At 69.8% G+C, this 26,519-nt stretch carries 20 protein-coding genes; 10 read left to right on the top strand and 10 right to left on the bottom strand.

Annotation, left to right across the window (positions count from 1 at the left end):
* The first annotated feature begins 335 nt into the window (after positions 1–335).
* Complete coding sequence (locus ABN028_RS08020; protein WP_349696147.1) at positions 336–1,688, top strand: cytochrome P450; 1,353 nt, start codon at positions 336–338, stop codon at positions 1,686–1,688.
* Positions 1,689–1,806: 118 nt separating this feature from the next.
* Here the strand turns inward: ABN028_RS08020 and ABN028_RS08015 are convergent, their stop codons facing one another.
* Positions 1,807–3,423, bottom strand: coding sequence for an alkaline phosphatase D family protein (locus ABN028_RS08015; protein ID WP_349328316.1), 1,617 nt, complete (start codon positions 3,421–3,423; stop codon positions 1,807–1,809).
* Between the two features lie 446 nt (positions 3,424–3,869).
* Between ABN028_RS08015 and ABN028_RS08010 the strand changes: the two genes are divergently transcribed.
* Positions 3,870–4,274 (top strand): sterol carrier family protein, encoded by a 405-nt coding sequence (locus tag ABN028_RS08010; protein WP_349696146.1) that lies wholly within the window; start codon positions 3,870–3,872, stop codon positions 4,272–4,274.
* 146 nt (positions 4,275–4,420) lie between these two features.
* A complete protein-coding gene (locus tag ABN028_RS08005) occupies positions 4,421–6,712 on the top strand; it encodes a RecQ family ATP-dependent DNA helicase (RefSeq protein ID WP_502877583.1) in 2,292 nt (763 codons plus the stop codon).
* A 32-nt stretch (positions 6,713–6,744) separates the two neighbouring features.
* Here the strand turns inward: ABN028_RS08005 and ABN028_RS08000 are convergent, their stop codons facing one another.
* Positions 6,745–7,650: a sulfite exporter TauE/SafE family protein gene (locus ABN028_RS08000; protein ID WP_349328319.1), complete on the bottom strand. Its 906-nt coding sequence runs from the start codon at positions 7,648–7,650 to the stop codon at positions 6,745–6,747.
* 233 nt (positions 7,651–7,883) lie between these two features.
* Between ABN028_RS08000 and ABN028_RS07995 the strand changes: the two genes are divergently transcribed.
* From ABN028_RS07995 to ABN028_RS07980, 4 genes are all read left to right on the top strand, one after another.
* Entirely contained in the window at positions 7,884–9,239 is a 1,356-nt protein-coding gene (locus ABN028_RS07995) for a dipeptidase (RefSeq protein WP_502879169.1), read from the top strand.
* A 256-nt stretch (positions 9,240–9,495) separates the two neighbouring features.
* Complete coding sequence (locus tag ABN028_RS07990) at positions 9,496–11,076, top strand: 3-hydroxyacyl-CoA dehydrogenase (RefSeq protein ID WP_349696144.1); 1,581 nt, start codon at positions 9,496–9,498, stop codon at positions 11,074–11,076.
* A gap of 327 nt (positions 11,077–11,403) precedes the next feature.
* Entirely contained in the window at positions 11,404–12,075 is a 672-nt protein-coding gene (locus tag ABN028_RS07985; RefSeq protein WP_349328322.1) for an RNA polymerase sigma factor, read from the top strand.
* Entirely contained in the window at positions 12,072–12,614 is a 543-nt protein-coding gene (locus tag ABN028_RS07980) for a hypothetical protein (RefSeq protein WP_349328323.1), read from the top strand. The genes ABN028_RS07985 and ABN028_RS07980 overlap by 4 nt, the downstream gene beginning before the upstream one ends.
* 223 nt (positions 12,615–12,837) lie before the next feature.
* Here ABN028_RS07980 and ABN028_RS07975 read toward each other — a convergent pair whose 3' ends face one another.
* Positions 12,838–13,443 carry a hypothetical protein gene (locus ABN028_RS07975; RefSeq protein ID WP_349328324.1) on the bottom strand — a complete coding sequence of 202 codons (606 nt, stop codon included), beginning with the start codon at positions 13,441–13,443 and terminating at the stop codon, positions 12,838–12,840.
* A 246-nt stretch (positions 13,444–13,689) separates the two neighbouring features.
* Between ABN028_RS07975 and ABN028_RS07970 the strand changes: the two genes are divergently transcribed.
* Positions 13,690–15,315 carry an alkaline phosphatase D family protein gene (locus ABN028_RS07970; RefSeq protein ID WP_349696143.1) on the top strand — a complete coding sequence of 542 codons (1,626 nt, stop codon included), beginning with the start codon at positions 13,690–13,692 and terminating at the stop codon, positions 15,313–15,315.
* A gap of 301 nt (positions 15,316–15,616) precedes the next feature.
* Positions 15,617–16,594 (top strand): hypothetical protein, encoded by a 978-nt coding sequence (locus ABN028_RS07965; RefSeq protein WP_349328326.1) that lies wholly within the window; start codon positions 15,617–15,619, stop codon positions 16,592–16,594.
* A 386-nt stretch (positions 16,595–16,980) separates the two neighbouring features.
* Here ABN028_RS07965 and ABN028_RS07960 read toward each other — a convergent pair whose 3' ends face one another.
* Complete coding sequence (locus ABN028_RS07960; protein WP_349328327.1) at positions 16,981–17,727, bottom strand: hypothetical protein; 747 nt, start codon at positions 17,725–17,727, stop codon at positions 16,981–16,983.
* 224 nt (positions 17,728–17,951) lie between these two features.
* Between ABN028_RS07960 and ABN028_RS07955 the strand changes: the two genes are divergently transcribed.
* Positions 17,952–18,500: a dihydrofolate reductase family protein gene (locus tag ABN028_RS07955; protein ID WP_349328328.1), complete on the top strand. Its 549-nt coding sequence runs from the start codon at positions 17,952–17,954 to the stop codon at positions 18,498–18,500.
* A gap of 179 nt (positions 18,501–18,679) precedes the next feature.
* Here ABN028_RS07955 and ABN028_RS07950 read toward each other — a convergent pair whose 3' ends face one another.
* From ABN028_RS07950 to ABN028_RS07925, 6 genes are all read right to left on the bottom strand, one after another.
* Entirely contained in the window at positions 18,680–20,233 is a 1,554-nt protein-coding gene (locus ABN028_RS07950) for a dihydrolipoamide acetyltransferase family protein (RefSeq protein WP_349696142.1), read from the bottom strand.
* A gap of 48 nt (positions 20,234–20,281) precedes the next feature.
* Positions 20,282–21,262 carry an alpha-ketoacid dehydrogenase subunit beta gene (locus ABN028_RS07945; RefSeq protein ID WP_349696141.1) on the bottom strand — a complete coding sequence of 327 codons (981 nt, stop codon included), beginning with the start codon at positions 21,260–21,262 and terminating at the stop codon, positions 20,282–20,284.
* Positions 21,262–22,443, bottom strand: coding sequence for a pyruvate dehydrogenase (acetyl-transferring) E1 component subunit alpha (gene pdhA / locus ABN028_RS07940; protein WP_349696140.1), 1,182 nt, complete (start codon positions 22,441–22,443; stop codon positions 21,262–21,264). Before pdhA ends, ABN028_RS07945 begins: the two co-directional genes overlap by 1 nt.
* 599 nt (positions 22,444–23,042) lie before the next feature.
* Complete coding sequence (locus ABN028_RS07935; RefSeq protein WP_349328332.1) at positions 23,043–24,221, bottom strand: CaiB/BaiF CoA transferase family protein; 1,179 nt, start codon at positions 24,219–24,221, stop codon at positions 23,043–23,045.
* Positions 24,222–24,383: 162 nt separating this feature from the next.
* Positions 24,384–25,532, bottom strand: coding sequence for an acyl-CoA dehydrogenase family protein (locus ABN028_RS07930; RefSeq protein ID WP_349696139.1), 1,149 nt, complete (start codon positions 25,530–25,532; stop codon positions 24,384–24,386).
* 124 nt (positions 25,533–25,656) lie between these two features.
* Positions 25,657–26,502 carry an alpha/beta fold hydrolase gene (locus tag ABN028_RS07925; RefSeq protein ID WP_349696138.1) on the bottom strand — a complete coding sequence of 282 codons (846 nt, stop codon included), beginning with the start codon at positions 26,500–26,502 and terminating at the stop codon, positions 25,657–25,659.
* Positions 26,503–26,519 lie beyond the last annotated feature (17 nt).

The following is a 26,519-nucleotide window of genomic DNA, read 5'->3' as shown; positions in this document are numbered from 1 at the left end:
TGGCGAGCGGTACCGAGCGGCACCACTCGAGAACCCGAGCCTCGCGGCTCGGCCGCCGACGATCACCCGTCGGCGTACTCAATCCGGACTGGGCCACTCCCACCGGCGTCGTGAGTGTTCCGGCTCACCGGCGCCCCACGCGTACGTGGTCCACCGGTCTGGCAGCTTCCTGCCTCCGGCCTCGGCTCGGAGCACGGCGTGCTGCCCGATCGTTGGCGGAATGGCGAGCGGATCCGGATGTCGGAGACACCGGACGGAGACACCGGACGGAGACACCGGACGCGACCGGCCCGATGCGCTGGCCCGAGCGACCGCCAGCAGGAGGTGGGTAACTCATGACAGTGGCCGACGGCGACACCGAGACGGCGGCGGCCCGTGCGAAGGCCGCGCTCGCACTGACCAGCCGGCTGTGGAGGCAGCGGTTCGGCGTGTGGTGGCTCGGCCGGGTCAGGGGCGACACGCTCAGCCGGGTCTGGCTTCCGGCCGGAATCCTCGATCCGTACCCCCTCTACGCGCGGTTACGTGCCGAGGGTCCGCTGCCGCGCAGCCGGACCGGAGCCTGGGTCGCCGCGCGGCACCAGGTGGCCAACCAGGTCCTGCGTGACCGAAGGTTCGGCCTCCGGGAGAAGGGCGCCGCCTACCCGCCGGCGGACGACTCCGGAGGCCTGACCTCGGCCAACACAGCTCTCGACGAGTCCAGGCCCGAGTGGGACATGTCGTTCCTGGAACTCGACCCGCCCCAGCACTCCCGGCTCCGGCGGCTCGTCGCGCCGGCGTTCGGACCACGCATGATCGCGGGCTACCGCGAACGCATCGAGCAGACGACCCACGATCTTCTCGACAAGGCGCTCGCGAACGGGGAGTTCGACCTGATCAGGGACTTCGCGACTCCGCTGCCGATCGCGGTGATCAGCGACCTGCTCGGGATCCCGGACGTCGACGTGGACCGGTTCTCGCGGTACGGCAACATCGTCGGGGCGTCCCTCGACGGTGTCCGCTCCGTCCGGCACGCCCGCGAGCTGCGCGAGGCGAAGGCCGACCTCAACGCGCTCTTCAGCCGCCTCGTCGAGCAGCGCCGCACCGAGCCCGGCGACGACGTGATCAGTCGCCTGACACAGGCTTTGGGCGCGGAGAAGCTCGAGAGTCGGGAACTTCTCAACACGGCGCGGTTGCTGCTCGTGGCGGGATTCGAGACAACGGTCAATCTGATCGGCAACGGCATGCTGGCCCTGCTCGCCCACCCCGACCAGTGGGAGCGCCTCCGCGCCGACCCCACGCTTGCGCCGGGCGTGGTCGAGGAGGTGCTGCGGTACGACCCGCCCGTCCAGGGCACCACCCGGATCGCCCACGAGGAGATCGAGCTGGCGGGGCGCACGGTCCGGCCCGGCCAGTGGGTCGTCGTCCTCCTCGGCGCGGCCGGGCGGGACGCCGAGGTCTACCACGATCCGGACCGGTTCGACATCGCGCGCGAGACCGACGTCGAGCATCTGGCGTTCTCGAGCGGGATCCACTACTGCGTGGGCGCGCCGCTGGCCAGGCTGGAGGGAGAGGTCGCCTTCCGGGTCCTGGCCGAGCGCCTACCCGAGCTGGTGCGCGCGGGTCCGGTTCACCGGCGTACGTCGTTCACGATCCGGGGCTTGTCGAGGTTCCCCCTTCAGCTCCGCGTCCCCGCCCCGACCACCCCGTGATCATGATCGTGATCATGAAGTTTGTCGGCGTATCCGCCGCTCTTCCTTCACGATCATGGGGCACTCCATGACCACGGGCCACGTTCACCGCTACGGCAAGGGACGCGCCGATCCTCGCTCAAGAAAGCTCGACACCTCGCCGCCCGGCCTCCACAACGAACCGCTCGGCCGCCGACACCGACCCGTCCTCCACGGCCACCGCGGACGCGACTCGCAACGTCGCCACGATCGCCTCGCGGTCGACGTCGCACACCACGTAGCCACGCCGACCGTCGCCGTACTTCCAGTACGGCGACTCCGCCATGATCTGGTCCCAGGTCCCGTGCCAGTCCGCGGGGGCCAGGTCCCCGCCGGACGAGATCGACGTTCCCACGATCTCCGCGCCGACCACGCGCGCCTCGGGATCGTCGAAGTCGGTCGTCAGGTCGCAGGCCATCGTGAAGTGCCGGTCACCTGTCAGCACCACCGGGTTGGCGACCCGCGACGAGCCGAGGACCTCGAAGAGCCGCCGCCGCTGGGCGCGGTAGCCGTCCCACGGATCCGTCCACAGCACCTGGTCAGGCCCGGCCTTCCGGTCGGTCTGTGCCATCGGCGCCTGGTTGGCGAGGAGGTTCCAGCGCTGCCGGCCGCTGGTCAGCCCGCCAACGAGCCAGGCCTCCTGCTCCGAACCCGTCATGGTGCGCGCCGGGTCGTCGGCCTCGTCCGGCGTGCTGGGCTGGTCGTCGCGGTACTGCCGCGTGTCGAGTACGTGGATCCGGGCGAGGTCGCCCCACTCGAACCGGCGGTACGCCTGGATGCTGGGGCCCTCCGGCGCGACGGACCTGCGTACCGGCATGTGTTCGTACCACGCCTGGAACGCCGCGGCCCGGCGCTCCCGGAACTCCTCGGGCCCCTGTTGGTCGGGGTCCTGCGGGACGGGTCCGGCCCAGTCGTTGTCGACCTCGTGGTCGTCGAACGTCACGATCCACGGGCAGGCGGCGTGCGCCGCGCGGAGGTCGGCGTCGGTCTTGTAGCGGGCGTAGCGGTTGCGGTACTCGACCAGCGAGAACGGCTCGCCTTCGCCCTCGTGCCGGCGTACGCCCGTGTCCGACGGCGGCGACTCGTAGATGTAGTCGCCGAGGAACGCCACCAGGTCGAGGTCCTGTTCGGCGAGGTCGCGATGGGCGACGTAGAAGCCCTGCTGGTAGTTCTGGCAGGAGGCGTACGCAAGCCGCAGCCGGCGGGGCGACGTTCCGGCGGCCGGCGCCGTACGGGTCCGCCCGACCGGCGAGACCTCCGTGCCCGCACGGAAGCGGTAGAAGTACTCACTCCCCGCCCGCAGGCCGCCGGGCTCCACGTGGACGCTGTGGCCGAACTCCGGACGTGCGTGCTCTGTGCCCCGGCGCACGGACCGACGGAAGCGCGCGTCGGTGGCGATCTCCCACTCCACCGGTATCGCCCGGTCCGGCATGCCGCCGCCTTCTAGCGGGTCGGGCGCGAGGCGGGTCCAGAGCACGACGGAGTCCGGCCAGGGGTCCCCGGAGGCCACGCCGAGCCCGAAGAGGTCGGTGGGCAGGCTGCGGGTGACGGCGCCGGGTGCGGCGAGGCGCGAAGGTGTGGAGGCGGCGATGCGGCCGGCGGACTGCCGGACGGGAGCGGCGCTCGCCGAGCCGAACGCCGGCACCACGCCGGACAGTGCGGCTCCGACGGACACGCCGCCCAGGGTCAGGAGACGTCGACGGGACAGCTCAGACATGGGTGTCTCCGCGGGAAGAAGGGGTGGTCAGGCGTCGCGTGCGGCGGTGCACGGCAGGACGAGCGGGACAAGCGAGAGGCAGACGGACCAGCGAGACCAGACGGACCAGCGGGACCAGCGGGACCAGACGGACCAGCGGGATCAGACACCTCAGAGGCTGACGAACGGGACCGAACGTCATCAGGACCGCAGATGGCGCCACAACGGGCACATGGTGAACGCTTGGTCGCTCTCCGTCGCAGGCGTGACGCGGACGAGACCGGCGGCGAACCAGTGGTGAAATCCCGGGTGGCCCCAGCCGTCGGAGACCTGTCCGAAGATCGCGAGCGTGGATCGGGGTCCGTTCGTACGGACAACTCCCGATCGACGAGTACCCGGCCAGTCGGGAGGCGGGGAGCCGCGAGCCAGGCGACTCCCCGTGGATCTGGTCATCTAGGCTCCGGCAGGTGCCTTCCCGCCTCCGGCCGGCCGACCCGGACGAAGCCGCCGCCGCACTGAGCCGGGTCCTCGAGGCGCTCGACGCCCTCGACGCCCGGACCGAGCCGGGCCGCGATGACCTACGTCTGCTGGTCCGCCACTTCCTCGCGCTGCTCGCCGGCAAGGCGCCGGGCAGGTCGGTGGAGGTGCGGGTGCCGCCGTACGCCGCCATCCAGTGCGTCCCCGGCCCGCGACACACCCGCGGTACGCCACCCGGCGTTGTGGAGATGGATCCGGTGACGTGGATCCTGCTCTGCGCCGGAAGGCGTACATGGCAGGACGCCGTGCACGAGGGCGCCGTTCACGCCAGCGGCGAGCGCACCGACCTCTCCGGTTACCTCCCGCTGCCCGTCCCGCGGAGCGGGAAGGGCTAACCCGGAAATTCTTGCCGAACCACGGAACCGTTCGAGGATCGACGCCGTCTGATCGCCGGTGGTCCGAAGCCATCTGGAGAAGCCCCTCGCGACACCCCCCGACGTGAGGGGCTTTTCTATGCCCGCAGGCCCACGCCGCCGATGCCCTGTCGGACCGTGGGGCTAGCGTCGGCGTGGTGACCGACGAACTCACGGCCTCGCCCGACCAGCTCCGCCAGGACGCCGACGACCTGCTGCGGCGGCTCGTCGGTACGCCCGAGGCGACGTTCCGCGACGGGCAGTGGGAAGCGATCGAGGCCCTGGTCGCCCAGCGCAGGCGGGTGCTCGTCGTCCAGCGCACCGGCTGGGGCAAGTCGGCGGTCTACTTCGTCGCCACCGCGCTCCGCAGGAGCCAGGGCGCCGGTCCGACGCTGATCGTGTCGCCGCTGCTCGCCCTGATGCGCGACCAGGTGGCGGCCGCCGAGCGCGCCGGCATCCGTGCATTGACCATCAACTCCGCCAATGCCGAGGAGTGGACCGATATCGCCAAGGCGCTGGCCGTCGACGAGGTCGACGTCCTGCTGGTGTCGCCCGAACGCCTCAACAACCCCCGGTTCCGCGAGGAGCAGCTGCCCGACCTCGCGGCCCGCGCCGGACTCCTCGTCGTCGACGAGGCCCACTGCGTCTCCGACTGGGGGCACGACTTCCGCCCCGACTACCGCCGCATCCGCGACCTGCTCGGCGACCTGCCGGACGACACGCCCGTCCTCGGCACGACCGCCACCGCCAACGCCCGGGTCGTCGCCGACGTCGCCGAGCAACTCGGCGGTGGCGAGGTCCTCACCCTGCGCGGACCACTCGCCCGTGACAGCCTGCGTCTCGGCGTACTCCGGCTCCCCACCGCACAGATGCGACTCGCGTGGCTCGTCTCGCACCTCGACGAGCTGACGGGCAGCGGCATCATCTACACCCTCACGGTGAGCGCCGCCGACGACATCGCCGCGCTGCTGCGCGACGCCGGTCATGTCGTCCGCGCCTACACCGGACGTACGGATGACGCCGAACGCCGAGCGGCCGAGGAAGCGCTGCGCGACAACCAGGTGAAGGCACTCGTCGCGACGTCCGCACTCGGGATGGGGTTCGACAAACCCGACCTCGGGTTCGTCGTCCACGTGGGGGCGCCCGCGTCCCCGATCGCCTACTACCAGCAGGTGGGCCGCGCGGGCCGGGCGACCGAACGGGCCGACGTGCTGCTCCTGCCCGGCATCGAGGACGTCGACATCTGGCGCTACTTCGCCACCGCGTCCATGCCGCGACAGGTCCAGGCCGACGCCGTCCTCACCGCCCTCGCCGAGGCGGGGCGACCGATGTCCGCGGCGGCGCTCGAGGCGGTCGTCGACATCCGGCGTACCCGGTTGGAGCTCCTGCTCAAGGTCCTCGACGTCGACGGCGCGGTGCGCCGGGTCTCCGGTGGCTGGACGGCGACCGGCGAGCCGTGGACCTACGACGCGGAGCGCTACGCACGAGTGACGGCGGCCCGCGAGGCCGAAGCCCAGTCGATGCTGGACTACATCGCCAGCGAGGACTGCCGAATGGCCTATCTCCAGCGGGTCCTCGACGACCCCACCCTCGATGGCCACGCTCCCGGTAGCTCCCGTCTCGACGACCGCGACCACCCCGTCGGCGGCAACGACGTCGTCGGCGACCACGCCGCCGCGGATCCCGGTCATGCCGAGCAGAAGACCGGCCGGTGTGGACGCTGCGACCGGTGCGCCGAGCCCTGGTACCCCAGCGACGTCTCGACCGAGGCCCAGCAGGCGGCGACCGGCCAGCTGGCGCGGGTCGGCGTCGCGATCGAGCCGCGCGCGATGTGGCCAGGTGGCATGGATCGGCTCGGTGTCGAGGTCCGCGGCAAGATCCCGGTCGACGAGCGGGCCACGTCGGGCCGTGCCGTCGCTCGACTCACCGATCTCGGTTGGGGCCAGCGGCTCCGCGAGATCCTGGCGCCCCATGCGGCCGACGAGCCGGTGCCGGACGCCGTCCTCACCGCGTGCGTCGACGTCCTGCGTACCTGGGGGTGGGAGCGCCGACCCACCGGCATCGTCGCGGTCGGGTCGCGGCGGCGGCCAGCGCTCGTAAATTCGCTCGCCGCGGGTCTCGCCCGGATCGGCCGGCTGCCCCTGCTCGGAACGCTCACCCCCGTCGACGGCGGCCCGACCGGGGAACCCGGCGGCAACAGCGCGTTCCGGTTGGCGGGTGTGTGGGACCGGCTTGCCGTCCCACCGGACGTCCGCGATGGTCTGGCATCGGTGGCCGGGGACACCGCGGGTTCCGGGCCGACCATCCTGTTGGTCGACGATCTCGTCGACTCACGATGGACGTTGACCGTGGCCGCGAGGGCCCTCCGCCACGCCGGGGCGGGTGAGGTCCTCCCCTTCGCCCTCGCCGTCGTCGCCTGACCAGAGGGACCCACCGGTCCGGGTCGTCCGCGCTAGGCGGGGACGGCTTCCTCCGCCTCGCCGGCGAGCGTGGCGCGCTCGGCCCGGTGGCTGCGCACCGACCACAGGACCGCCGCGACCCACAGCGCCGCGATGAGGATGTACGCCGTCGCCTGCGTCGGAGCCGGAGCCGCTACCCAGTCCGACTGCAGGATGGTGCGTACGTTGGTCAGGACGATCACGCCACCCACGAGCGAACCGAGGATCCGGCCCGGGATGTGGCGTACCAGCCAGGCCGCGATCGGCGCGGCGATGAGACCGCCGATCAGCAGGGCGGCGACAGCGCTCAGTGGAATGCCCTCGGCACCGAGCCCGATCAGGAAGCCGATGCTGGCGGCCACCGAGACGACGAACTCACTGGTGTCGACCGACCCGACGACCTTCCGTGGCTCCATGCGTCCGCTGGCGAGCAGTGCCGGCGTCGCGACCGGGCCCCAGCCGCCGCCACCGGTGGAGTCGACGAATCCCGCGAAGATGCCGAGTGGGGCCAGGAAGCGCTTGCGTACCGGCTTGCCCAGCTGACCACGCGGCGTGCCCCACGCGGTGAACCGGATCAGGATGTACGCGCCGAGCGCGAGCAGGATGCCCGACATGATCGGCGCGGCGGTCTCGGTCGAGAGTGCGCTCAGGAACGTGGCTCCGGCGAACGCACCGACACCGCCTGGGATCGCGATGCGCAGCACGACGCGCCAGTCGACGTTGCCGAACCGCCAGTGCGAAGCACCCGACGCCAGCGTGGTGCCGATCTCAGCGAGGTGGACGGTGGCCGAGGCGGCGGCGGGCGCGGCGCCAGTGGCGAGGAGGAGCGTCGTCGACGTGACGCCGTACGCCATGCCGAGACTGCCGTCGACCAATTGCGCGGCGAGCCCGACGAGGCCCAAGAGCACGAGTTTGCGCACGAGTGCGACTCCACTTCTCCGATAGTTCCTATACGAATGGTAGGCATTAGAGTAGGGGTCGGTTCGGCGAACACCTATCTGGCGTCCAGATGCAAAGACGAAAGCCCACAAGGGGTGGCGTTTCATGCGTTCGGCGTAACGGGACAGCGGCATCGAAAAGCGACGGAGGACTTCCCGGACGGTGCCAGCTCGGGCCGCTGGGGCAGGTTCCTGCCGATCGAGGCGTACGCTGCGTGATCGTGATCGAAACCGACTCCCAGCGTGCCGTCAGCCGGGTCCTCCCGGGCGTCCGCGACGTGCTCGAGCACCTGGTCAGGATCCCGTCGGTGAGTGCCAACCCCGCCGCGGCCGACGACGTACGACGCACCGCGGACGCGACCGCGCAACTCTTCCGCGACGAGGGCGCGGACGTCGACATCCTCGAGGTCGAGGGCGGCCAGCCGGCCGTGCTCGCCCGCTTCCCCGCGCCGCCGGGCAAACCGACCGTCCTGCTGTACGCCCACCATGACGTTCAGCCGACGGGCGACCCTGCACTGTGGACGAGCCCGCCGTTCGAACCGACCGAACGCGACGGCCGGCTCTACGGTCGGGGCGCCTCCGACGACAAGGCCGGGATCGCGATGCATCTTGCCGCCATCCGGGCGTACGACGGAGCACCACCGGTCGGCGTCACCGTCTTCGTCGAGGGTGAGGAGGAGATCGGCTCGCCCACGTTGTCGGCGTTCCTCGAGACCTACCACGACCAACTCGCGGCCGACGTCATCGTCCTCGCCGACTCGGCCAACTTCGACATCGGCGTACCCGCTCTCACCACCACGCTGCGAGGGCTCGCGGACTGTGTCGTAGAGGTCCGCGCGCTCGACCACGGGGTGCACTCGGGGCAGTACGGCGGCGCCGCCCCCGATGCCCTCACCGCCCTGTGCCGGCTCCTCGCGACCCTGCACGACGACGAGGGCAACGTCGCGATCAAGGGGCTGGCCACCGCGGAGCCGCCAGACGTCGACTATCCCGAGGACCGGTTCCGCGCCGAGGCGAGCGTCCTGCCCGGCGTCGAACTGCTCGGCACCGGCAGCATCGCCGAACGGATCTGGGCCAAGCCGTCCGCGACCGTCCTCGCGATCGACGCCCCCCGGGTCGCCGACGCGTCGAACACGCTGCACCCTGTCGCCCGGGCGAAGGTGAGTATCCGGCTGGCGCCAGGCGACGACGCCGTACGCGCCCGTACCGCGCTGGTTGACCACCTGCGCGCCAACGCGCCGTGGGGGTGTGAGGTCGAGGTCAGCGTCGGCGACGTCGGTGAGCCGTACTCCGCCAACGCAGAAGGCCCGGCCTATGACGCCGCGCGGGAGGCGTTCCGCGAGTCCTGGGGACGCGAGCCGGTCGACATCGGTATCGGCGGCACCATTCCGTTCATCGCGGAGTTCGCCCAGGCCTTCCCGGCGGCGGCGATTCTCGTCACCGGCGCGGCCGACCCGCACTCCCGGGCGCACGGCGCCGACGAGAGCCTGCACCTGGGCGAGTTCGAGCGGGCATGCCTCGCGGAGGTCCTGTTGCTGTCCAAGCTCGCGAAGGCCACCAGCTCTCCCTGACGGGTCGTCGGCCCTTGCGGCGTTCCGACGTAGCGGCGTTCCGACCGTACGGGCGCTCGCCCCCGCTCATGGCCATGGCGTTCCGACGTAGGAGTTCGCCCCGCCCATGGCGTTCTGACTGACTCGACCCTCGCCGTGCCGGCCCGGCAAATGACCACGCTGCGCAGGACTGCGGTCTCCGGACAGGCGTCGACACCTGTCCAAGGTTCCACAGGCATGCTCAGCGTGGTCATTTCGGCCGGGTCAGGTGGCGATCATGCGTACGTCCGACAGGATGGGCGGCATGGCGGAAGTTCCTCGTTCAACTCCGGTCGGTGTCGTCGGTGCGGGCACGATGGGCGCCGGCATCGCGCAGGTCGCGGTCGTCGCCGGCCACCGCGTCCGGTTGTACGACGCCCTGGACGGCGCGGCGGCCCGTGGCGTCGCACAGATCCACGCCCGACTGGACCGGCTGGTCGAGAAGGAACGCATGACCGCCGCCGCCGCGGCCGACGCCAAAGCCCGGCTGGAGGCGGCCGACACCCTCGACACGCTGGCCCCGTGCGGACTCGTCGTCGAAGCGATCGTCGAGCAACTTCCCGCGAAACGCGAACTCTTCGCCGCCTTGGAGAAGGTCTGCGCCGACACCGCCGTCCTCGCCACCAACACGTCCACCCTGTCGGTGACCGCGATCGCCTCCGGCCTCCAGCATCCCGGACGTGTCACCGGCATGCACTTCTTCAACCCGGCTCCGCTGATGGCACTGGTCGAGGTCCCGGCGGGCGCCACCACCGACCCAGAGGTCGCGGCGACCGTCGCGGCGACCGCCACCGCCTGGGGCAAGACGCCGGTGCGCTGCGCGTCGACTCCGGGGTTCGTCGCCAACCGGGTCGCACGACCCTTCTACGGCGAAGCCATGGAGGTACTCGAGCAGGGCGGCGCCGACTGCGCCACGATCGACGTCGTACTCAGGGAGGCGGGCGGGTTCCCGATGGGTGCGTTCGAACTCGCCGACCTGGTGGGCAACGACGTCAACCTCGCCGTCGGCCGTTCGGTCTGGGAGCAGACGTTCGGCGACCCACGCTATGCGCCGTTCGTCGCACAGCAGCAGGTGGTCGACGCAGGATGGTTGGGCCGCAAGACCGGCCGCGGCTGGTACGCGTACGACGGCTCCGAACGACCGCGGCCCCAGACCGCCGAGGCCCGGCCGGCACCCGAGCGGGTCACCTATCACGGCGGGTTCTCCGCCTGCTACGGACTGCTCGACCGGATCGCGGACTCCGGCGTGAGCGTTGAGCGGTACGACACAGGTCCGGCCGGAAGACGCGCGGGATCAGGGGAGTTCGAACCCGGAGAGTCGGCGTATGGCATCGAACTCCCCAGCGGCGGCCTGGTCCTCGAAACGCTCGGCGAGCCGGCCACCGTCGACGGCGACGCGGTGGCCCTTGACTGGGTGGGCGACGCCGCCACGGCCAGCCGGGTCTGCCTCGCGCCCAGCGACACCTGCGAGGCAGCGACGCTCGACGAGGCCGTCGGGATGTTCCAGGCCGCGGGCCTCACCGTCAGTGTGATCGACGACATACCCGCCCTCATCGTCGCCCGCACGATCAGCATGCTGGTCAACGAGGCCGTCGACCTGGTTGCCCGGCGCGAGGCGGCGGCCGAGGACGTCGACGCCGCGATGCGCCTCGGCACCGGCTACCCCCAGGGTCCGCTGGCGTGGGGTGACCGGATCGGCCCCGGCGTCGTCGCCGAGGTCCTCACCACGCTGGCGCGGGCGCGCCCTGGCGGGCGCTACCGACCGAGCCCGCTTCTGGTCCGAGCCGCCCACACCGGGCGCCCCCTCCGCGCCCTCTGAGCCGCGCGCTCGCCGCACTCGCCGCACTCGCCGCACCCCGCCGCACCCGCCGCACCCGCCGCACCCGCCGCACCCGCCGCACCCGCCGCACCCGCCGCACCCGCCGTGATCATGAAGGAAAGGGGGCGCATACGCACACAAAACCTTCACGATCACGATCATGATCACCGGGGGGCTCCGGAGCGGTCGGGTGGCGCGAACATGACGAGTGACGACACGGGCGGCGTGACGGACACTGGGGGCCGACCACCACGAAGGTTTCCCATGCCGAGAAGACGCCCAGCAAAAAGTTCGGAACCGCCCCCGACGTCTGGACATAGACCGGGTGTGGATCAGCTCGAGACCGGCGATGTCGCCGACGGAGAGCTCTGGCGCAGTGCCGCCAAGGGCGACCCGTCGGCGTTCGGGGCCCTTTTCGAGCGGCACGCCGACGCGGTCTACAACCACTGCTTTCGTCGTACCGGATCGTGGGAGGCGGCCGAGGATCTCGCCTCGGTGGTCTTCCTCGAAGCCTGGCGGCGGCGCCGTGACGTGTCCCTCAGCGGCGAGTCGATCCTCCCTTGGCTGCTCGCGGTTGCCAACAACGTCGTACGCAACCGCGACCGTAGCCTGCGGCGGCACCGTCGCCTCCTCGCGAAGCTTCCTCCCGCCGTGGTCGCGCCCGACCCGGCGGAAGAGGCCGCCTCGCGGGTGGACGACGAGCGTGCCATGCGGCGGGTGCTCCAGGTGTTCACCCGCCTACTGCCCGATGAGCAGGATGTGCTCGCGTTGTGCGTATGGGCGGGACTCAGCTACTCCGATGCCGCGGTGGCCCTCGGGATACCGGTCGGCACGGTGCGCTCCCGCCTCTCCCGCGCTCGCGAACACCTCCGGCGGCTCGCCGGGCTCGAGGTGGACGCGGGACATACGGGGGGTCCCGCGCCCACCCCGCGCCCGGCGGGTGCTCTCCCGACCCATCCGTCGTCGGCCAAATGTGGTGAACGGGGACTAATGACATGACCGACATCGACCGGATCCCGCCGCCACGCGCGATGCCGCGCGGGCGCCGTGACGCCATCAGGGAGGCGCTCGAAGCGGAGGTGAGCGGGACCCGCCGCCCGTGGTGGCGGCGCTCCTGGCAGGGCGTGGCCGTGGGTGGCGGCGCCCTCGCTCTGGTACTCGCCGGCGGAGCCGCCACGGCCTACGTCGCGTTCAAGCCCGCCGAGGACAGGGCCAGCGTCATCTGCTACGCCCAACCAGACCTGGACTCCGACAACGTTGCCGGAGCGCGGGTCGCGGTCGGCCGCAACATGCCGGCCGGCGCGAAGGAATCCGACAGCGGCACCGTCGCCATCGCCGATCCGGTGGAGGCGTGTGCACAAGCCTGGCAGGACGGCCAGATCAGTACCGACGGCGCCAGTGAGGTGCCGGAGGACTCGACGGCCAGGTACCAGGTCCCCGACCTCGTGGCCTGCACCCTCGAAGAGGGTGTTGCCGGAGTGTTCCCAGGTTCCCCCTCCACCTGTGAACGCCTCGGTCTCCCCCAGACCACGAGGTAAACCAGCGCAGGGATGGCCGCGCTGCCCCCGGGCGGCAGCGCGGCCATGGGGACCAACCACACTCAGCGGGTACGCCAGGCTCCTCAGCGAGAGCGGGTAGCCGGATCAGCGAGCGGAAGCTCGACCGGACGAGATTCCTCCGGGCGAGATTCCTCCGGACGGCACTCGTCCGTACGACCTACGCCGGGTGTCCACCGCTCTCGTTGTGAACGGGTGGTCGTCGTCAGATGAACTTGATCGACGACGTACGGTCGTTCATCGAACCCAGGGACGGGCAGTTCGCGTCACAGTAGGTGTAACTGCCGGTGTAACTCGAGCCGTCGTGATGCTTTCCGAGGCAGTTGGAGTACATCTTCGCCGAGGAGATCCGGTTGTTGAATCCCAGGTCAGCCATGCTGGGGAAGCCGTACCAGTCACCCGAGTAGCATCCGGTCCCGCTGGATCCGTAGAGCACGAGCGAACTGCCGCCGTAGCTACCGTTCTGGTACTCGACGCCGAGCAGCGGTCGTGCCACCTGACTCACTTCCGAAGAGACGGCGCCCGCGGACATGAGTTGCTTCTCACTGACACTGGTCGCGTCCGCGTCGAGTGCCACTCGACCACCGGTCGCGAAGTCGATCGCGGCGGCGAAGGTGTCGAAGCACGTCGGGGCGCTCGCCGACTCGGGTGCTGCCGTGGTGTCGTCGACCGGGGTGGCGTCAAGCGCGACGACGCAATGGTCACCCGCTGCGTCGGCTGGACCGGTCGCCGCATGTGCGACCTGGCCTTGCCAGAAAACGAGAACCAGTGCTCCAAGCGCTGCCCACCACACACTTCGTTGGCGTCGCACGGCGGCCACCTCCTGCAGGGTCGGAAACGTACGCCAAGGACGCATGATGACATGTCGCGAGAAAGGTTGTCCTGACGTGTGTCCTCAATCACCGTACGTATGGGATGTATCGGTCAGCATTCCCGCCATAGGGGACATATCGGCTGACCACCGGAAACGTCCGGACACCACCCGGCCAAGCATTGGCCACTCGCGCGCCGAACGTCGTTGGTGGGTCGCTCATGGGTCTGCCCTAGACAGGAGGCCATGTCCCGACACTCCTCTGCCCACCCAAGCCGCCGTGCCCTCCTCGGAACCGGTCTCGCGGCCGGAATCACCGTGCTCAGCAATGCTCCGGCGCTCGCCGCCGATCGTGCGTACGCTTCGGTCGGCACCCACGAGCGGTCGCTCGCCCGGCGTACGGCTCCGGCGTTCCTGAGGAGCGGCCGGCCCTCCCTCAGCCATGGCATCGCCAGCGGTGACCCGACCGGTGACGGGGCAGTCGTCTGGGCGCGATCGGACCAGGTGGCGCGGATGACCGTCGACCTCAGCCGGACGCCGGACTTCGCTCGGGTCACGACCGTCCCTGGCCCGGTGCTCACGGAGGCGACGAACTTCACCGGCAAGCTCGACCTGCGCGGGCTTCCGGCGGGGCGGGAACTCTTCTATCGCGTGACTCTCGAGGATCCGGACCGCCACGGCGTGGGCGGCGAACCGCTCGCCGGGCGTCTGGTCACCGCACCTCGATCCAGGCGTACGAGCGTGTCGTTCCTCTGGTCCGGCGACATGGTGGGACAGGGGTGGGGCATCAACCCGGACCTCGGCGGCATCACCATCTTCGACCGCATGCGCGCGCTGCGACCGGACTTCTACCTCAACTCCGGCGACACGGTCTACGCCGACGGCATCCTCACCGAGACCGTCACGCTGCCCGACGGCCGGATCTGGCGCAACGTCACCACCGAGGAGAAGAGCAAGGTCGCGGAGACGTTGGCCGAGTATCGCGGACAGTGGGCGTACAACCTGCTCGACGAGCACGTACGGGCCTTCGCAGCCGACGTACCGCAGATCGCCCAGTGGGACGATCACGAGGTCACCAACAACTGGTATCCGGGCGAGGTTCTGGACGACGCCCGGTATACGGAGAAGCGCGTGGACGTGCTCGCGGCACGGGCGCGACAGGCGTTCTTCGAGTGGATGCCGATCCGGCCGGTACGCAGGGACCCGGACGGCCGCGTCTACCGGAAGATCGCGTACGGCCCGCTGCTCGACCTGTTCGTCCTCGACATGCGTACGTACAAGGATGCCAACACCGACGGGCTCGAGACCGTGCCGGACGGGGGTGTGCTCGGCCGGCGGCAGCAGGCCTGGCTGACCAGCGAACTGCTCGCCTCCCGCGCCACGTGGAAGGTGATCGCGAACGACCTGCCGCTCGGCCTGGTCGTGCCGGACGGTGAGACGGCGATCGAAGGTGTGGCGCAGGGCGATCCGGGGCGCCCACGCGGCCGCGAGGTGGAGTTCGCCGGCCTGTTGTCGACACTGCGCCGCCACCGCGTGCGCAACGTCGTCTGGCTCACGGCGGATGTGCACTACGCGGCGGCACATGCGTACTCGCCGGAGCGGGCGACCTTCACCGACTTCAATCCGTTCTGGGAGTTTGTGTCGGGGCCGGTGAACGCGGGTGGGTTCGGACCCAACGCGCTCGATCCGACGTTCGGGCCGGAGGCCGTCTTCGTTCATGCGCCGCCGGTGGCGAACGCCTCGCCGCTGGACGGCTACCAGCACTTCGGTGAGGTGTCGATCGCGGGCGACAGCGGTGAGCTGACGGTCCGGATGCGCGACCAGGACGCGAAGGTGTTGTACGCCAAGACCCTCCAGCCCGCGAAGGCCTAGCGCCCTAGACCCCGGGCGACCCGAACTCGACAGGTTGGTCGAGCGGTCACACACCCCCGGCCCGCCCTCGAGCGACCTCGCCATCGCCTTCGTCGGCGCCGCCATGGCTCCTCCTGGCGACCGCAGCGATGCGTGTGTGGCTGGTCACCCCTCTCGGCCGAGTAGGCCGGCCACGACCTGAATCTGCCATTCGGCGGATACACGGCCGGACCCTCGCCGGCCATCGTCGGTCGTGGAGGTCGTCCGTGGCCGGACTCCCACCCAACCCTGAGAGGGCTCGAACGACAGGAAGTGAGGTCCGATGACTGCCAGTCCATCCTCGGACGGCCCCGGGTCTGGAGAGCGCGACGCACGATGGTGGCCGGCCGTCAGTGTGTCGACCGCCGCACTTCTGGACGCCGCCGCGCACCTCGTCGGTTACCACGAGGTCTCCGGCATGCCGACGTTTCCATGGTGGACCAGCCTCGGCGCTGCGGCACTCGCCCTGGTTGCGGCCGGTCTTCCGGCGCCCGCGGTGCGCGCCACTGTGCTGTGGCTCGGGTCCGGCAGCATCCTGGCACTTTCCAGCCTGCCCGTCTTACCGCACGACCTGCTGGTCATTGTGTCTCATCTGATCGTGCAAGTGAGCGGAGGCAAGGACCTCTTCGCGGTGGATACGCCCTGGCTGGCAGTGATACGCCACCTGGTGGTGTTGACCGCCGCGGGCGCGGCGTGGCATGCCGGTGTCCGGGCCCGGCGCAGGGCGCGCGGCGTGTGCCCTGGCTGCGGGCGGATCGAATCGCGAGAGGCGGCGGTTGGTGGCCGCCTCGCTCGGGTGGGTGGCCTGCTAGCCGTCGTGGCACCTCTGCCCTACGTCTGGCTCAAGCTGGAATGGGCCACCGGATCCACTGTCGGTTTGGCTGATCCCGACTACTTCGACGGTGTCACCTTCTTCACGCCGGGCTTCGGTGACACTGCGCTGTTGGGTGGACTCGGAGTGGTGGTCGCGTCGGCCATGATGACCGTGCCGCGTCAGCGGTTGGTCCGAGCCACGCTGGTCGGCATCGGGGCGATCGGTTCGGTGATGCTTGTCCCGGTCGGCGTACTTGGCGCACTGCTCCTGGGAGCAACCCTCCTCACGGTGATGCCGATGGACGAGGACCTCGCCATCCGCCCCTGGGTATTCACCATGGTGTATCCCAGCTTCCTGCTCTGGGGGGTGGGCCTCGCCCTGGCGACATGGCAGTACTGGAAGGGCACCAAACCCGCCTGCGCCCATCACCGCGATCCTGTGCCATGAGCACCCGGACCGCCGCGGCCATCAGAACCGAGCGGTCCCCGCATTGATGATGGAGTACGACGGCGGCGTGATTGCCCGTTCGTGCGACACATGGACCCTGTCCGGTATCCGTACGCGATGGAGGCAAGCACGATGAGTGGGGCCCACAGGATGAGCGAGATCGCTGGAACGTGGGACACCAGAGTCATCGGGACTTCTGTTCCCGGGAACGTCATCCGTTGCCCCAACACGAAGCGCACCACGGAAGGGATCAACATCGTGGCATAGCCCGACAGGCCAGCGCCACACACCAAGCCCAAGCCGACTGGGAACCACCGGGGAATGGCCTGCCCGCGGAGTGTGGGAATCCAACGAGGCCAGGTTCTACTCCACGGGCGTGTGAGCCCTCAGCACAGCACCCCTCCACCCATCGCCATTCCGGCCAAGGTCAATTCCATGAGAACCGTGCCGTGCCCAGGATTCGCGTCGTTGATCCGTTGCAGAAACTGGGCGCTCGTCCCCGCTGGGACGCCGGCCGCCCACAGAAGCCGAACCGAGGCATAGCCGAGCGGTGCGAGAGCGGCCGCATACGCGGCGAGCGTGGCGAAGCGGGCGAACCTCCGCGGATGCGCAGTGGGCGACCTGCGACCGCAAACGGGGCATCCACCCCCCGTCTTCCGCCCATACCTGAGGGTCACCAGACCGAGAACGAATCCCGTCCCTGCCAGCACTATGACGCTCATCTCGGGCCATCCGACGCGGTAGAGCGCAAGCGGAAGCAGCATCGGAACCAGGTACAAGGACAGGTTGCCGGGAAGGACCAGCGTCAAGAACGTGCAAACTGCCCAGCCCCAAGCCAGCAACAGAGGGCGCCAGGGACCGGCGACCTCGAGTTGCATGGCGGCTATGGCTGCGAGCGTTAGCACTCCTATCCCGAGCGCCGACCAGTTCGTTTGCGCCGCGGCGAGGTCGGCCAGCCAGTGCTCGCGAAACATGCTGTCGGGATCGACACCGCGATCGAAGAAAGAGGTTCCCTCTTTCAAACCAACAACCGCCAACAACACGTGAATGGCAACTACTGCCGTCGCGAAAACGACCGCAACGCGCCAGATGTTCTGGTTCGTCCACCACGTCGTACGTTCTGTTGACTTCACACCAAAGGATGCTGCTCTCAGCCTCCGAGATCCGCACTCTGCCATATGGCAGATATGCCGAGTGGCGCAGCTGCGTCAACATGTGTACGTGCATGAGCAGCGCAGCCTCTGCACACCGTGCGGCAAGCAGCATCACAGGGACGATATCTAGACGAGGATGAATCATGACAGGTACGGTCCAGCAGAGCGACACCCCGAATCGACAGGACTTCCGCAAGGTCGTCGTGTACTCGCTCATCTCCCTCGATGGCGTAGCAGAGGAGCCCGGCGATTGGATGTTCGCCGTCGACGAGGATGTCTTCTCGTTCCTCGGAAGCGTGATCAACCGACAGGACGACGTGCTTCTTGGCCGGGGTACCTACGAATACTGGGTCGACTACTGGCCCACGTCGGACGTCGAGCCGTTCGCAAGCTTCATCAACAACACAACCAAGCATGTCTTCAGCTCCTCTCCGTTGAACGGGAGCTGGGCGAACGCACGTTGGGTCCATTCACCGTTGGAGGACTACGTCCGGCAGTTGAAGAACGGTCGCGGTCGAGACATCGGCGTGCACGGCAGTATCTCTGTTGCGCAAGCTCTCCTTGCGGCAGACCTCGTGGACGAGATTCAGCTGGTCGTCGCACCAACCTTGGCAGGTGATGGCTCCCGGCTCTTCCCGACGTTGGCTGGTGGACCGCGGCGGCTTGAATGCGTCAGCCAGGTTCGAACCCCCAGCGGGGCCATACTTCTGTCGTACCGCCTCGGCGAGCAAGCTGACCTCGCCTGTTCATGAGGTACGGCGGCACGAGGGTCGAACTGAGCGAAGCGCTCTGCCTGTAAGGAAGAATCGGTGCTGCGGTCACGCCGATCTTCTGACCGGAAGGCGCGGGCTGGGGTGGCGCGATGAGACCCCCCGAGCAGACCTCTCACCGGCATTGCCGGGCTCACGCGGAGCCGGCCCGCTTGGTTGGGTCAGGCGAGGAGGAGAGCGTTCGCCGGGTCCTCGACGATGCGGGCGACGTCGGTGAGGAACCGCGAGCCCTGTTCGCCGTCCACGACCCGGTGGTCGAACGACAACGACAGCGTCGTCACCCAGCGCGGTACCACCTGGTCGTCGACGACCCACGGCTGTTTGCGGACCGCGCCGAACGCGAGGATTCCGGACTCGCCCGGGTTCATGATCGGAGTCCCGCCGTCCACGCCGAAGACCCCGACGTTGGTGATGGTGAACGTCGTTCCCACCATGTCCTCGGGTGCTGTCCTGCCCTCGCGCGCGGTCTGGGTCAACGCGTTGAGTGCCCGCGCGAGGTCGGGTAGCGGGAGCTGCTCGGCGTCCTTGATGTGCGGCACGGTCAGCCCTCGCGGCGTGGCGGCCGCGATGCCCAGGTTGACGTAGTGCTTGAGCACGATCTCGCTGGCGGCGTCGTCCCAGGTGGAGTTGAGTTCGGGGGTACGCCGGAGGGCCAGCAGGCAGGCCTTCGCGACCACGACGAGCGGGGTGAGCTTGACGTCGGCGAGCTCCCGCCGTCCCTTGAGGCGCGCCAGCAGGTCCATGGTGTTGGTCGCGTCGACGCTCATCCACTCCGTGACATGAGGTGCGGTGAACGCGCTCTGCGTGACGGCCTGGGCCATGGCCCGGCGTACTCCACGGACCGGCACCCGCGTCTCCCGGACGCCCGGGGCCCGCGCTGCCGGCGCTAGGCCTTCTGCCGGAGCAGCCGGAGCGGCCGGGCCGGCCGCCTGGGTCGCGAAGGACTCCACGTCCGACCGGCTGATCGTGCCGTCCGGTCCGGTCGGTGGGACGGTACGCAGGTCGACGCCGAGATCCTTGGCCAGCTTGCGTACAGGCGGCTTCGCGCGGGCGGGTGCGGTCGAGACAACGGATGGCGCCGGCGCGGGTCCAGGTGCCGATGCGGGCGCCGCCGAAGGTTGCCCTGGCGCGGTTGCGGTTGGTGCCCATTCCGCCGGCGCGGGCGGAGCAGCGACCTCTGCGGGCGCTCCCTGCACGGGAACGGTTGCACCCTTGCGGGGACGGCGTCGTGCTGCTCCGGCCCGAGGACCGTAGCCGACAAGGTTGCTGGTCCGTCCTTCGCCGTTCGCCTCCCCGCCGGCTGCGGCAGGCGCTCCGGCCGCGGCGGGAGGCGCTTCTCCAGGTCCGGCGGCAGGCGCTTTCGCAGGCCCGGTGGCTGGCGCTTCCCCAGGTCCGGCAGCCGGTGCTTCCCCAGGTCCGGCGGCGGGCACGGACCCTCCACCGGGCCAAGCAGCCTCGTCAGGCGTGACGCCCTCACCAGCGACCCGGATGAGCGGCGTACCGACCGGCACCACCTGCCCCTCAGGCACCAGCAGCTCCGCGATCGTTCCTGCGTACGGGCAGGGGAGTTCGACCAGCGACTTCGCGGTCTCGATCTCGACAACGATGTCGTTGACCTTCACCGTGTCGCCCGGCTTCACCTTCCAGGTGACGACCTCGGCCTCCACCAGGCCCTCGCCGACGTCCGGCAGCTTGAACTCGCGTACGTTCGCCATCCGCGCCCCATCCCCTCGGTAAGTCAGCCCCTCAGTACGCCATTCCGCTCAGTACGACAGGACCCGGTCGACGGCATCGAGCACCCGGTCGAGGTCGGGCAGATAGTCCTCCTCGGCACGTGCCACCGGATAGGGGGTGTCGAAACCAGCGACCCGCTGTACCGGCGCCTCGAGGGAGTAGAAGCACTCCTGCGCGATCCGGGTGGCGAGCTCCGCGCCCAGCCCACCCGTCACGGGCGCCTCGTGGACGGTGACGACCCGCCCGGTCCGGCGTACCAGCTCATAGACCGGCGAGAGGTCGAGCGGCGAGAGGGTCCGAAGGTCCACCACCGCGAGGCTCCGGCCCTCCTCGGCGGCCGCCGTCGCGGCGTCGAGGCAGGTCTTCACCATCGGCCCGTAGCAGAGCAGGACCGCATCGGTGCCGTCCTGCACGACCCGCGACCGGTGCAGCGGATACGGCGGCTCGGCGAGGTCGGTGTCGACCTCAGCGCGTTCGTAGTACCGCCGCTTCGGCTCCAGGAAGATGATCGGGTCGTCGCTGGCGATGCACTGCTGGATCATCCAGTACGCATCACCGGGGTTGGCGCAGGCGACCACCTTGAGCCCGGCGGTGTGGGCGAAGTACGCCTCGGGCGACTCCGAGTGGTGCTCCACCGCCCCGATCCCGCCACCGAACGGGATCCGGATCACGACGGGCAGGGTGAGCTTGCCCTGCGACCGCAGGTGCATCTTCGCGACCTGGCTGACGATCTGGTCGTATGCCGGGTAGACGAAGCCGTCGAACTGGATCTCGCACACCGGCCGGTAGCCCCGCAGCGCAAGACCGATCGCCGTCCCGACGATCCCGGACTCCGCGAGCGGGGTGTCGATGACGCGGTCCTCGCCGAAGTCCTTCTGCAGGCCGTCGGTGACCCGGAAGACGCCGCCGAGCTTTCCGACGTCCTCGCCCATGACGATGACCTTGGGGTTGTCCTCCATGGCGCGGCGAAGGCCGGAGTTGAGCCCCTTGGCGAGAGTGAGCTGGCTCATCAGATCACCCCCTCCGCGAACTCGGCATCCGCACCTGATTTGGCATCGGCATCAGCGAACGACGCCTGATAGTCGCGGAGCCACTGTTGCTGCGCTGCCAGCTCCTCGGTCTGCTCGGCGTAGACGAGATCGAAGCTGCGGGCGTAGTCCGGTTCGGGCATCGCGTGGGTCCCTTCGCGCACATGCTGGGCGAGGGCGTCGGCCTCGGTTTCGATGCGTACGAAGAAGTCGTCATCGGTGACACCGTTGCGGGTGAGGTACGCCTTGACCCGGGCGAGCGGGTCCTTGAGCTTCCAGTGTTCGAGCTCGTCCTTGAGGCGGTAGCGCGTCGGGTCATCGGTGGTCGTGTGCGCGCCCATCCGGTACGTGAACGCCTCGACGAGTGTCGGACCGCCCCCGTCACGGGCCTGCTGCAGCGCGGCCTTCGCCGCGGCGTAGCAGGCGAGGACGTCGTTGCCGTCGACGCGTACGCCCGGAAAGCCGAAGCCGGCCGCTCGCCGGTAGAGCGGGATCCGGGACTGCTTCTCCATCGGCGCCGAGATCGCCCACTGGTTGTTCTGCAGGAAGAACACGATCGGCGCGTTGAACACCGACGCCCAGATGAACGCCTCGTTGACGTCTCCTTGGGCGCTCGCGCCATCGCCGAAGTAGCCGAGGACGGCCATGTCGCGCTCGGGGTCCCCGGTGCCGACGAGGCCGTCGCGCTGGACCCCCATGGCGTAGCCGGTCGCGTGCAGCGTCTGGGCGCCGATCACGATCGTGTAGAGGTGGAAGTTGGTAGTCCTGGGATCCCAGCCGCCGTGGTCCACCCCGCGGAACAGGCTGATGATCGCCAGCGGATCGATGTCACGGCACCATGCGACGCCGTGCTCGCGGTAGGTCGGGAAGATGAAGTCCTGCGCGCGGGCCGCCCGGCCGGAGCCGATCTGCGCGGCCTCCTGACCCAGGAGCGAGGCCCAGATCCCGAGCTCACCCTGCCGCTGGAGGGCGATCGCCTCCGCGTCGATCCGCCGGGTCAGCGCCATGTCACGATAGAAGCCCTTGATCGCCTCGTCATCGAGGTCGAACGCATAGTCGGGGTGCTCGCAGCGTTCACCTTCGGGGGTGAGCAGCTGTACGAACTCGGGGCCACCTTCCGCCGGGTCCCCGGGTGGGGACCACAACGCGCCATCCGTCGTCACCGTGCACTCCTTCTCCTCCATCGGTCGGCGGGATCACCGCCTCACCGGGCCGGAGCTCGGCGCGTCGGCACTCACCGTCACCTGTGGGCGCAGATGAGTCCTACGACGCGCACGACTGTGGCACCTTGCCCAGCCGTGGCACCAACGTACCCATCGTGCCCCGTCAGTGCATCCGTTCCGCGGCGTGCGTTCGTCCAGTCCGGCTCCGGCGTACTGCAGTGGTGTCCGCGGGCATCGAGGTGCGCTCGCCGCTCCTCGCGGATCTGCCCGACCTCTGCCGTGCCCCCGGCCCTCGCGATCGGTACCGCGAGGCCACGTGATTCAGGATCGTTCGGGCAGGTGGGGTGACACCATGTCGGAACCCACCGTTCGGTGGTGCGGTTTGGTGTACGCCTTCCACAGTTAGTCGTACGCCCGATTTCTTGGTCGTACGCCCGACTTTCCTTGCCGGCCGTACGCCCGACTCTTCTTTACCGGTCGTCCGCCCGACTTTCCTTGCCGTCGTACGACCGAGTTCCGGTCCCGCCGGCTGCCGTTTCCATGATCATGAAAGTTTTGCGGCGTATACGCACCGCTTTTCCTCATGATCACGATCATGATCACGGAGGGGTGGCGAGGGCGCCGGAGTGGAGGAGGGCGGCCACGTCGGCGTCGGTGAAGCCCCAGTCGCGTAGGGCCTCGCGGGTGTGTTCGCCAGGGTGCGGGGCGGGGCCCTGGACGGCACCCGGCGTGCGTGACAGTTTCGGCGCCGGGCCGGGCTGCAGGAGCGCTCCCACCTCGACGAACGTACGTCGGCTGGCGAGGTGTGGATGCGCGGGCGCCTCGCCCGGGTCGAGGACGGGAGCCACGCAGGCGTCGGTGTCGGCGAACCGCCGGGCCCACTCGTCACGGGTCCTGGTCGCGAACACCGCGGCGAAGCGCTGGTGCAGGACCGGCCAACCGCCGCGTTCGTACTGGTCAGGCAGGTTCTCGCCGTCGGGGCCGGCATCGGTCAGACCGAGGCCCTTCAGCAGTTCGGCGTAGAACCGCGGCTCCAGCGCCCCGACGGCGACGAAGCGACCGTCGGCGCAGGCGTACGTCCGGTAGAAAGGCGCGCCACCGTCGAGCAGGTTCCCACCGCGCGGAGCGGGCCACCCGCCGGCCGCGCGCAGGCCGTGCAGGTGCGTCGACAAGAGCGCCGCGCCCTCGACCATCGCCGCGTCGACGACCTGGCCGCGGCCGGAGCGGTCGCGTTCCCAGAGCGCGGCGAGGATCCCGATCACCGCGAGCATGCCGCCGCCCGCGAAGTCGCCGACATAGTTGAGCGGTGGTACCGGCGGCGCGTCGCCCGGTCCGATCGGGTCAAGGGCACCCGACACCGCCAGGTAGTCGATGTCGTGTCCCGCGGTGTGCGCGAGCGGGCCGTCCTGTCCCCAGCCGGTGACCCGGGCGTAGACGAGACCGTCGTTGCGGGCGAGGCAGGCTGCCGGGCCGATACCGAGACGTTCGCAGACGCCCGGCCGGAACCCCTCGAGGACGACGTCGGCAACGGCCGCCAGGTGCAGGAAGGTGGCGGCCCCGTCGGAGTGCTTGAGGTCGATCGCGACCGAACGCCGACCGCGCGCGAGCGGATCGTCCGGGAGCCCGGCGGCCGGGAGTGCGGACACCGGCTCGGCCGCCACGACCCGGTCGACCCGGAGCACCTCCGCGCCCAGGTCGGACAGCATCATCGCGGCGAACGGCCCCGGTGCCAGGCTCGCCAGCTCCACCACCCGTAGGCCAGTCAGCGGACCAGTCATCGCCCCATCATCGAGCCTCGCCTGCGCGGACGCGAACACGCCGCACGGCCGAGGTCGTCCATTAGTCACCGCGCGACCCCGACCCTGCCAGACCGGCCAGACCTCAGTGAGGACGTCCAGGCCCAGCCAGACCCGCTGGGACTCGGCGGGGCCCGGTCTGGTTCAGCTGGAGTCTCCGAGCATGGCGCGGCTGATGATGTCCTTCATGATCTCCGACGTACCCGCGTAGATCCGCTGCACCCGCGCGTCGGCGTACGCACGGCAGATCGGGTACTCCCACATGTATCCGTACCCACCATGCATCTGCACGCAGTCGTCGACGACTCGGCCGAGCATCTCGGTGGCGAAGAGCTTCGCGGACGCGGCTGAGGCGGCGTCCAGCTCGCCCGCTCCCGCCGCGAGGACGCAGCGGTCGACGTAGGCCTGCGCCACCTCGATCTCCGTCCGCATCTGCGCCAGCCGGAACCGGGTGTCCTGGAATCCCGCCAGGGCGCGCCCGAACGCCTGCCGCTCCTGCACGTACGTCAGCGTGTCCTGCAACGCCACCTCCGCACCGGAGACCGCGCTCATCGCGACGACAAGACGTTCCTGCGCGAAGAGCCGGATGATCTGTGCGAACCCCTCTGCCGGGTTGCCCAGCACGTTGTCCTTGGGGATCCGGCAGTTGTCGAAGAACAGCTCGGCGGTGTCCTGGGTACGCAGGCCGAGCTTGTCGAGCTTGCGGCCGCGGCTGAACCCGGGCGTGCCCGTCTCGACGAGGAAGAGCCCGATCCCGTGCCGGCGGTCGGGTTGGGTCCGCGCCGCCACCAGGACGACGTCGGCGCAGATGCCGTTGGAGACGAACGTCTTCGCACCGTCGAGGACCCAGTGATCGCCGTCGTCGGCGGCCTTCGTCCGCATCGCCGCCGCGTCGGAACCCGCCTCCGGCTCGGTGATCGCGATCGCGAGAACCGCCTCGCCCGTGACGGCCCGGGTGAGGAAGCGGCGCTTCTGGTGACGGGTGCCGGCGTGGATGAGATAAGGAGCGACGATCGCGTTGTGCAGCGCCAGCCCGAACCCCGACTCGTGGACCCGGGCCAGCTCCTCCATCATGATCTGCTCGTACCGGAGGTCGGTGATGCCGAGTCCGCCGTACGCCGGATCGGCCGCCGGTACGACGAAGCCCTGCTGGCCGGCGACCCGCCAGATCTCCTTGTCGACCAGCCCGGCCTTGTCCCACCCCGGCTGCCGAGGAACGACCTCACGTTCGCAGAACGTCCGAAACGACTCGCGGAACGACTCGTGGTCGGCGTCGTAGTATCCAGCCCGCATGGGCCCGATCCTGCCAGGAACGGGCGGCGGGCGGCCGCGCCGTGGGGAATGATCACGTATGCGTGATCATTCCCCACGATGCAGGACGAATGCAGCGCGCATCGTGGGGAATTGACGCGCACTGTCACGGCCTCGGTCCTCCCTCGCTCAGGACCGTACGCAGCCGAACGGCGAACGCGTCGGGGTCCTCGGCGAAGCCGATGTGGCCACCGGGGAACATCGTCGGTTCGATCCCGAGCGCGGCCGAGAGCGCCCTCGACGAACGGTCGCAGAGCTGGCCTGACGAGTCCTCGCCGATGCCGATCAGCACGCGGGTCGCCGCCGAACGCAGGTGGGCGGTGTCGGGCACCCAACGGACCGTCGAACGGATCATGTGCGCGTACTGGAAGTCGTCGTCCGCGGCCTCCTGAGGCGTGCGCTCTCCGGCGAACATCAGCTGGAACACCTCCTCAGGCATCTCGATGTTGGCGATGGCCAGGAACTTCCGCCAGGCGCCCACGACGTCACCGGAGAGGTGGGTGGCGATCAGGTCCTCGGTCCGCTCGCGAAGCTCCTCGTTGTCGTCGAGCCCGTGGTGCAGCGGGGGTTCGTGGGCGATGGCCGTGTGAACCAGCCCGGGGTGGGCCTGGGTAAGGGCCAGGACGCTGACGCCGCCGCCGCTGGAGCCGAGGACCGCTGCCGGGCCGGCGTCGAGGTGGGTGATGAGCCGGGCGAGGTCGTCCGCGCGCAGCTCCGGGGTCGAGTCCCGGTCGCGGTCGTCGACCGTGCTGCGGTTGATGCCCCGTGGGTCGGTGGTGAGGACCGTGTGGTCGGCGGCCAGCAGGTCAGCCAGCGGTTCGAAGGACCTCGCGTCCATCGGGGCCCCGACGAGCACGACGAGCGGGCCGGCCCCCCGTACCTCGTAGTGCAGTGTGGCGCCGGGGACCCGGAGGGTCTCGACGGTGACGGGAGCGGTGGACGTGTGGTTCATCGGATCCTCCTGATATG

This window comes from Actinopolymorpha sp. B17G11 (genome assembly GCF_040196095.1).
Classification (GTDB): Bacteria; Actinomycetota; Actinomycetes; order Propionibacteriales; family Actinopolymorphaceae; genus Thermasporomyces.
Note: the sequence above shows the minus strand (reverse complement) of the source record. Positions and strands in the feature narration are given on the sequence as shown.

Bases quoted from the DNA above. Each gene is read 5' to 3' on its own strand.
- ABN028_RS08020 (WP_349696147.1), top strand. From the start codon at position 336: ATGACAGTGGCCGACGGCGACACCGAGACGGCGGCGGCCCGTGCGAAG.
- ABN028_RS08015 (WP_349328316.1), bottom strand. From the start codon at position 3,423: ATGTCTGAGCTGTCCCGTCGACGTCTCCTGACCCTGGGCGGCGTGTCC.
- ABN028_RS07990 (WP_349696144.1), top strand. From the start codon at position 9,496: ATGCGTACGTCCGACAGGATGGGCGGCATGGCGGAAGTTCCTCGTTCA.
- ABN028_RS07980 (WP_349328323.1), top strand. From the start codon at position 12,072: ATGACCGACATCGACCGGATCCCGCCGCCACGCGCGATGCCGCGCGGG.
- ABN028_RS07970 (WP_349696143.1), top strand. From the start codon at position 13,690: ATGTCCCGACACTCCTCTGCCCACCCAAGCCGCCGTGCCCTCCTCGGA.
- ABN028_RS07965 (WP_349328326.1), top strand. From the start codon at position 15,617: ATGACTGCCAGTCCATCCTCGGACGGCCCCGGGTCTGGAGAGCGCGAC.
- ABN028_RS07950 (WP_349696142.1), bottom strand. From the start codon at position 20,233: ATGGCGAACGTACGCGAGTTCAAGCTGCCGGACGTCGGCGAGGGCCTG.
- ABN028_RS07945 (WP_349696141.1), bottom strand. From the start codon at position 21,262: ATGAGCCAGCTCACTCTCGCCAAGGGGCTCAACTCCGGCCTTCGCCGC.
- ABN028_RS07935 (WP_349328332.1), bottom strand. From the start codon at position 24,221: ATGACTGGTCCGCTGACTGGCCTACGGGTGGTGGAGCTGGCGAGCCTG.
- ABN028_RS07930 (WP_349696139.1), bottom strand. From the start codon at position 25,532: ATGCGGGCTGGATACTACGACGCCGACCACGAGTCGTTCCGCGAGTCG.
- ABN028_RS07925 (WP_349696138.1), bottom strand. From the start codon at position 26,502: ATGAACCACACGTCCACCGCTCCCGTCACCGTCGAGACCCTCCGGGTC.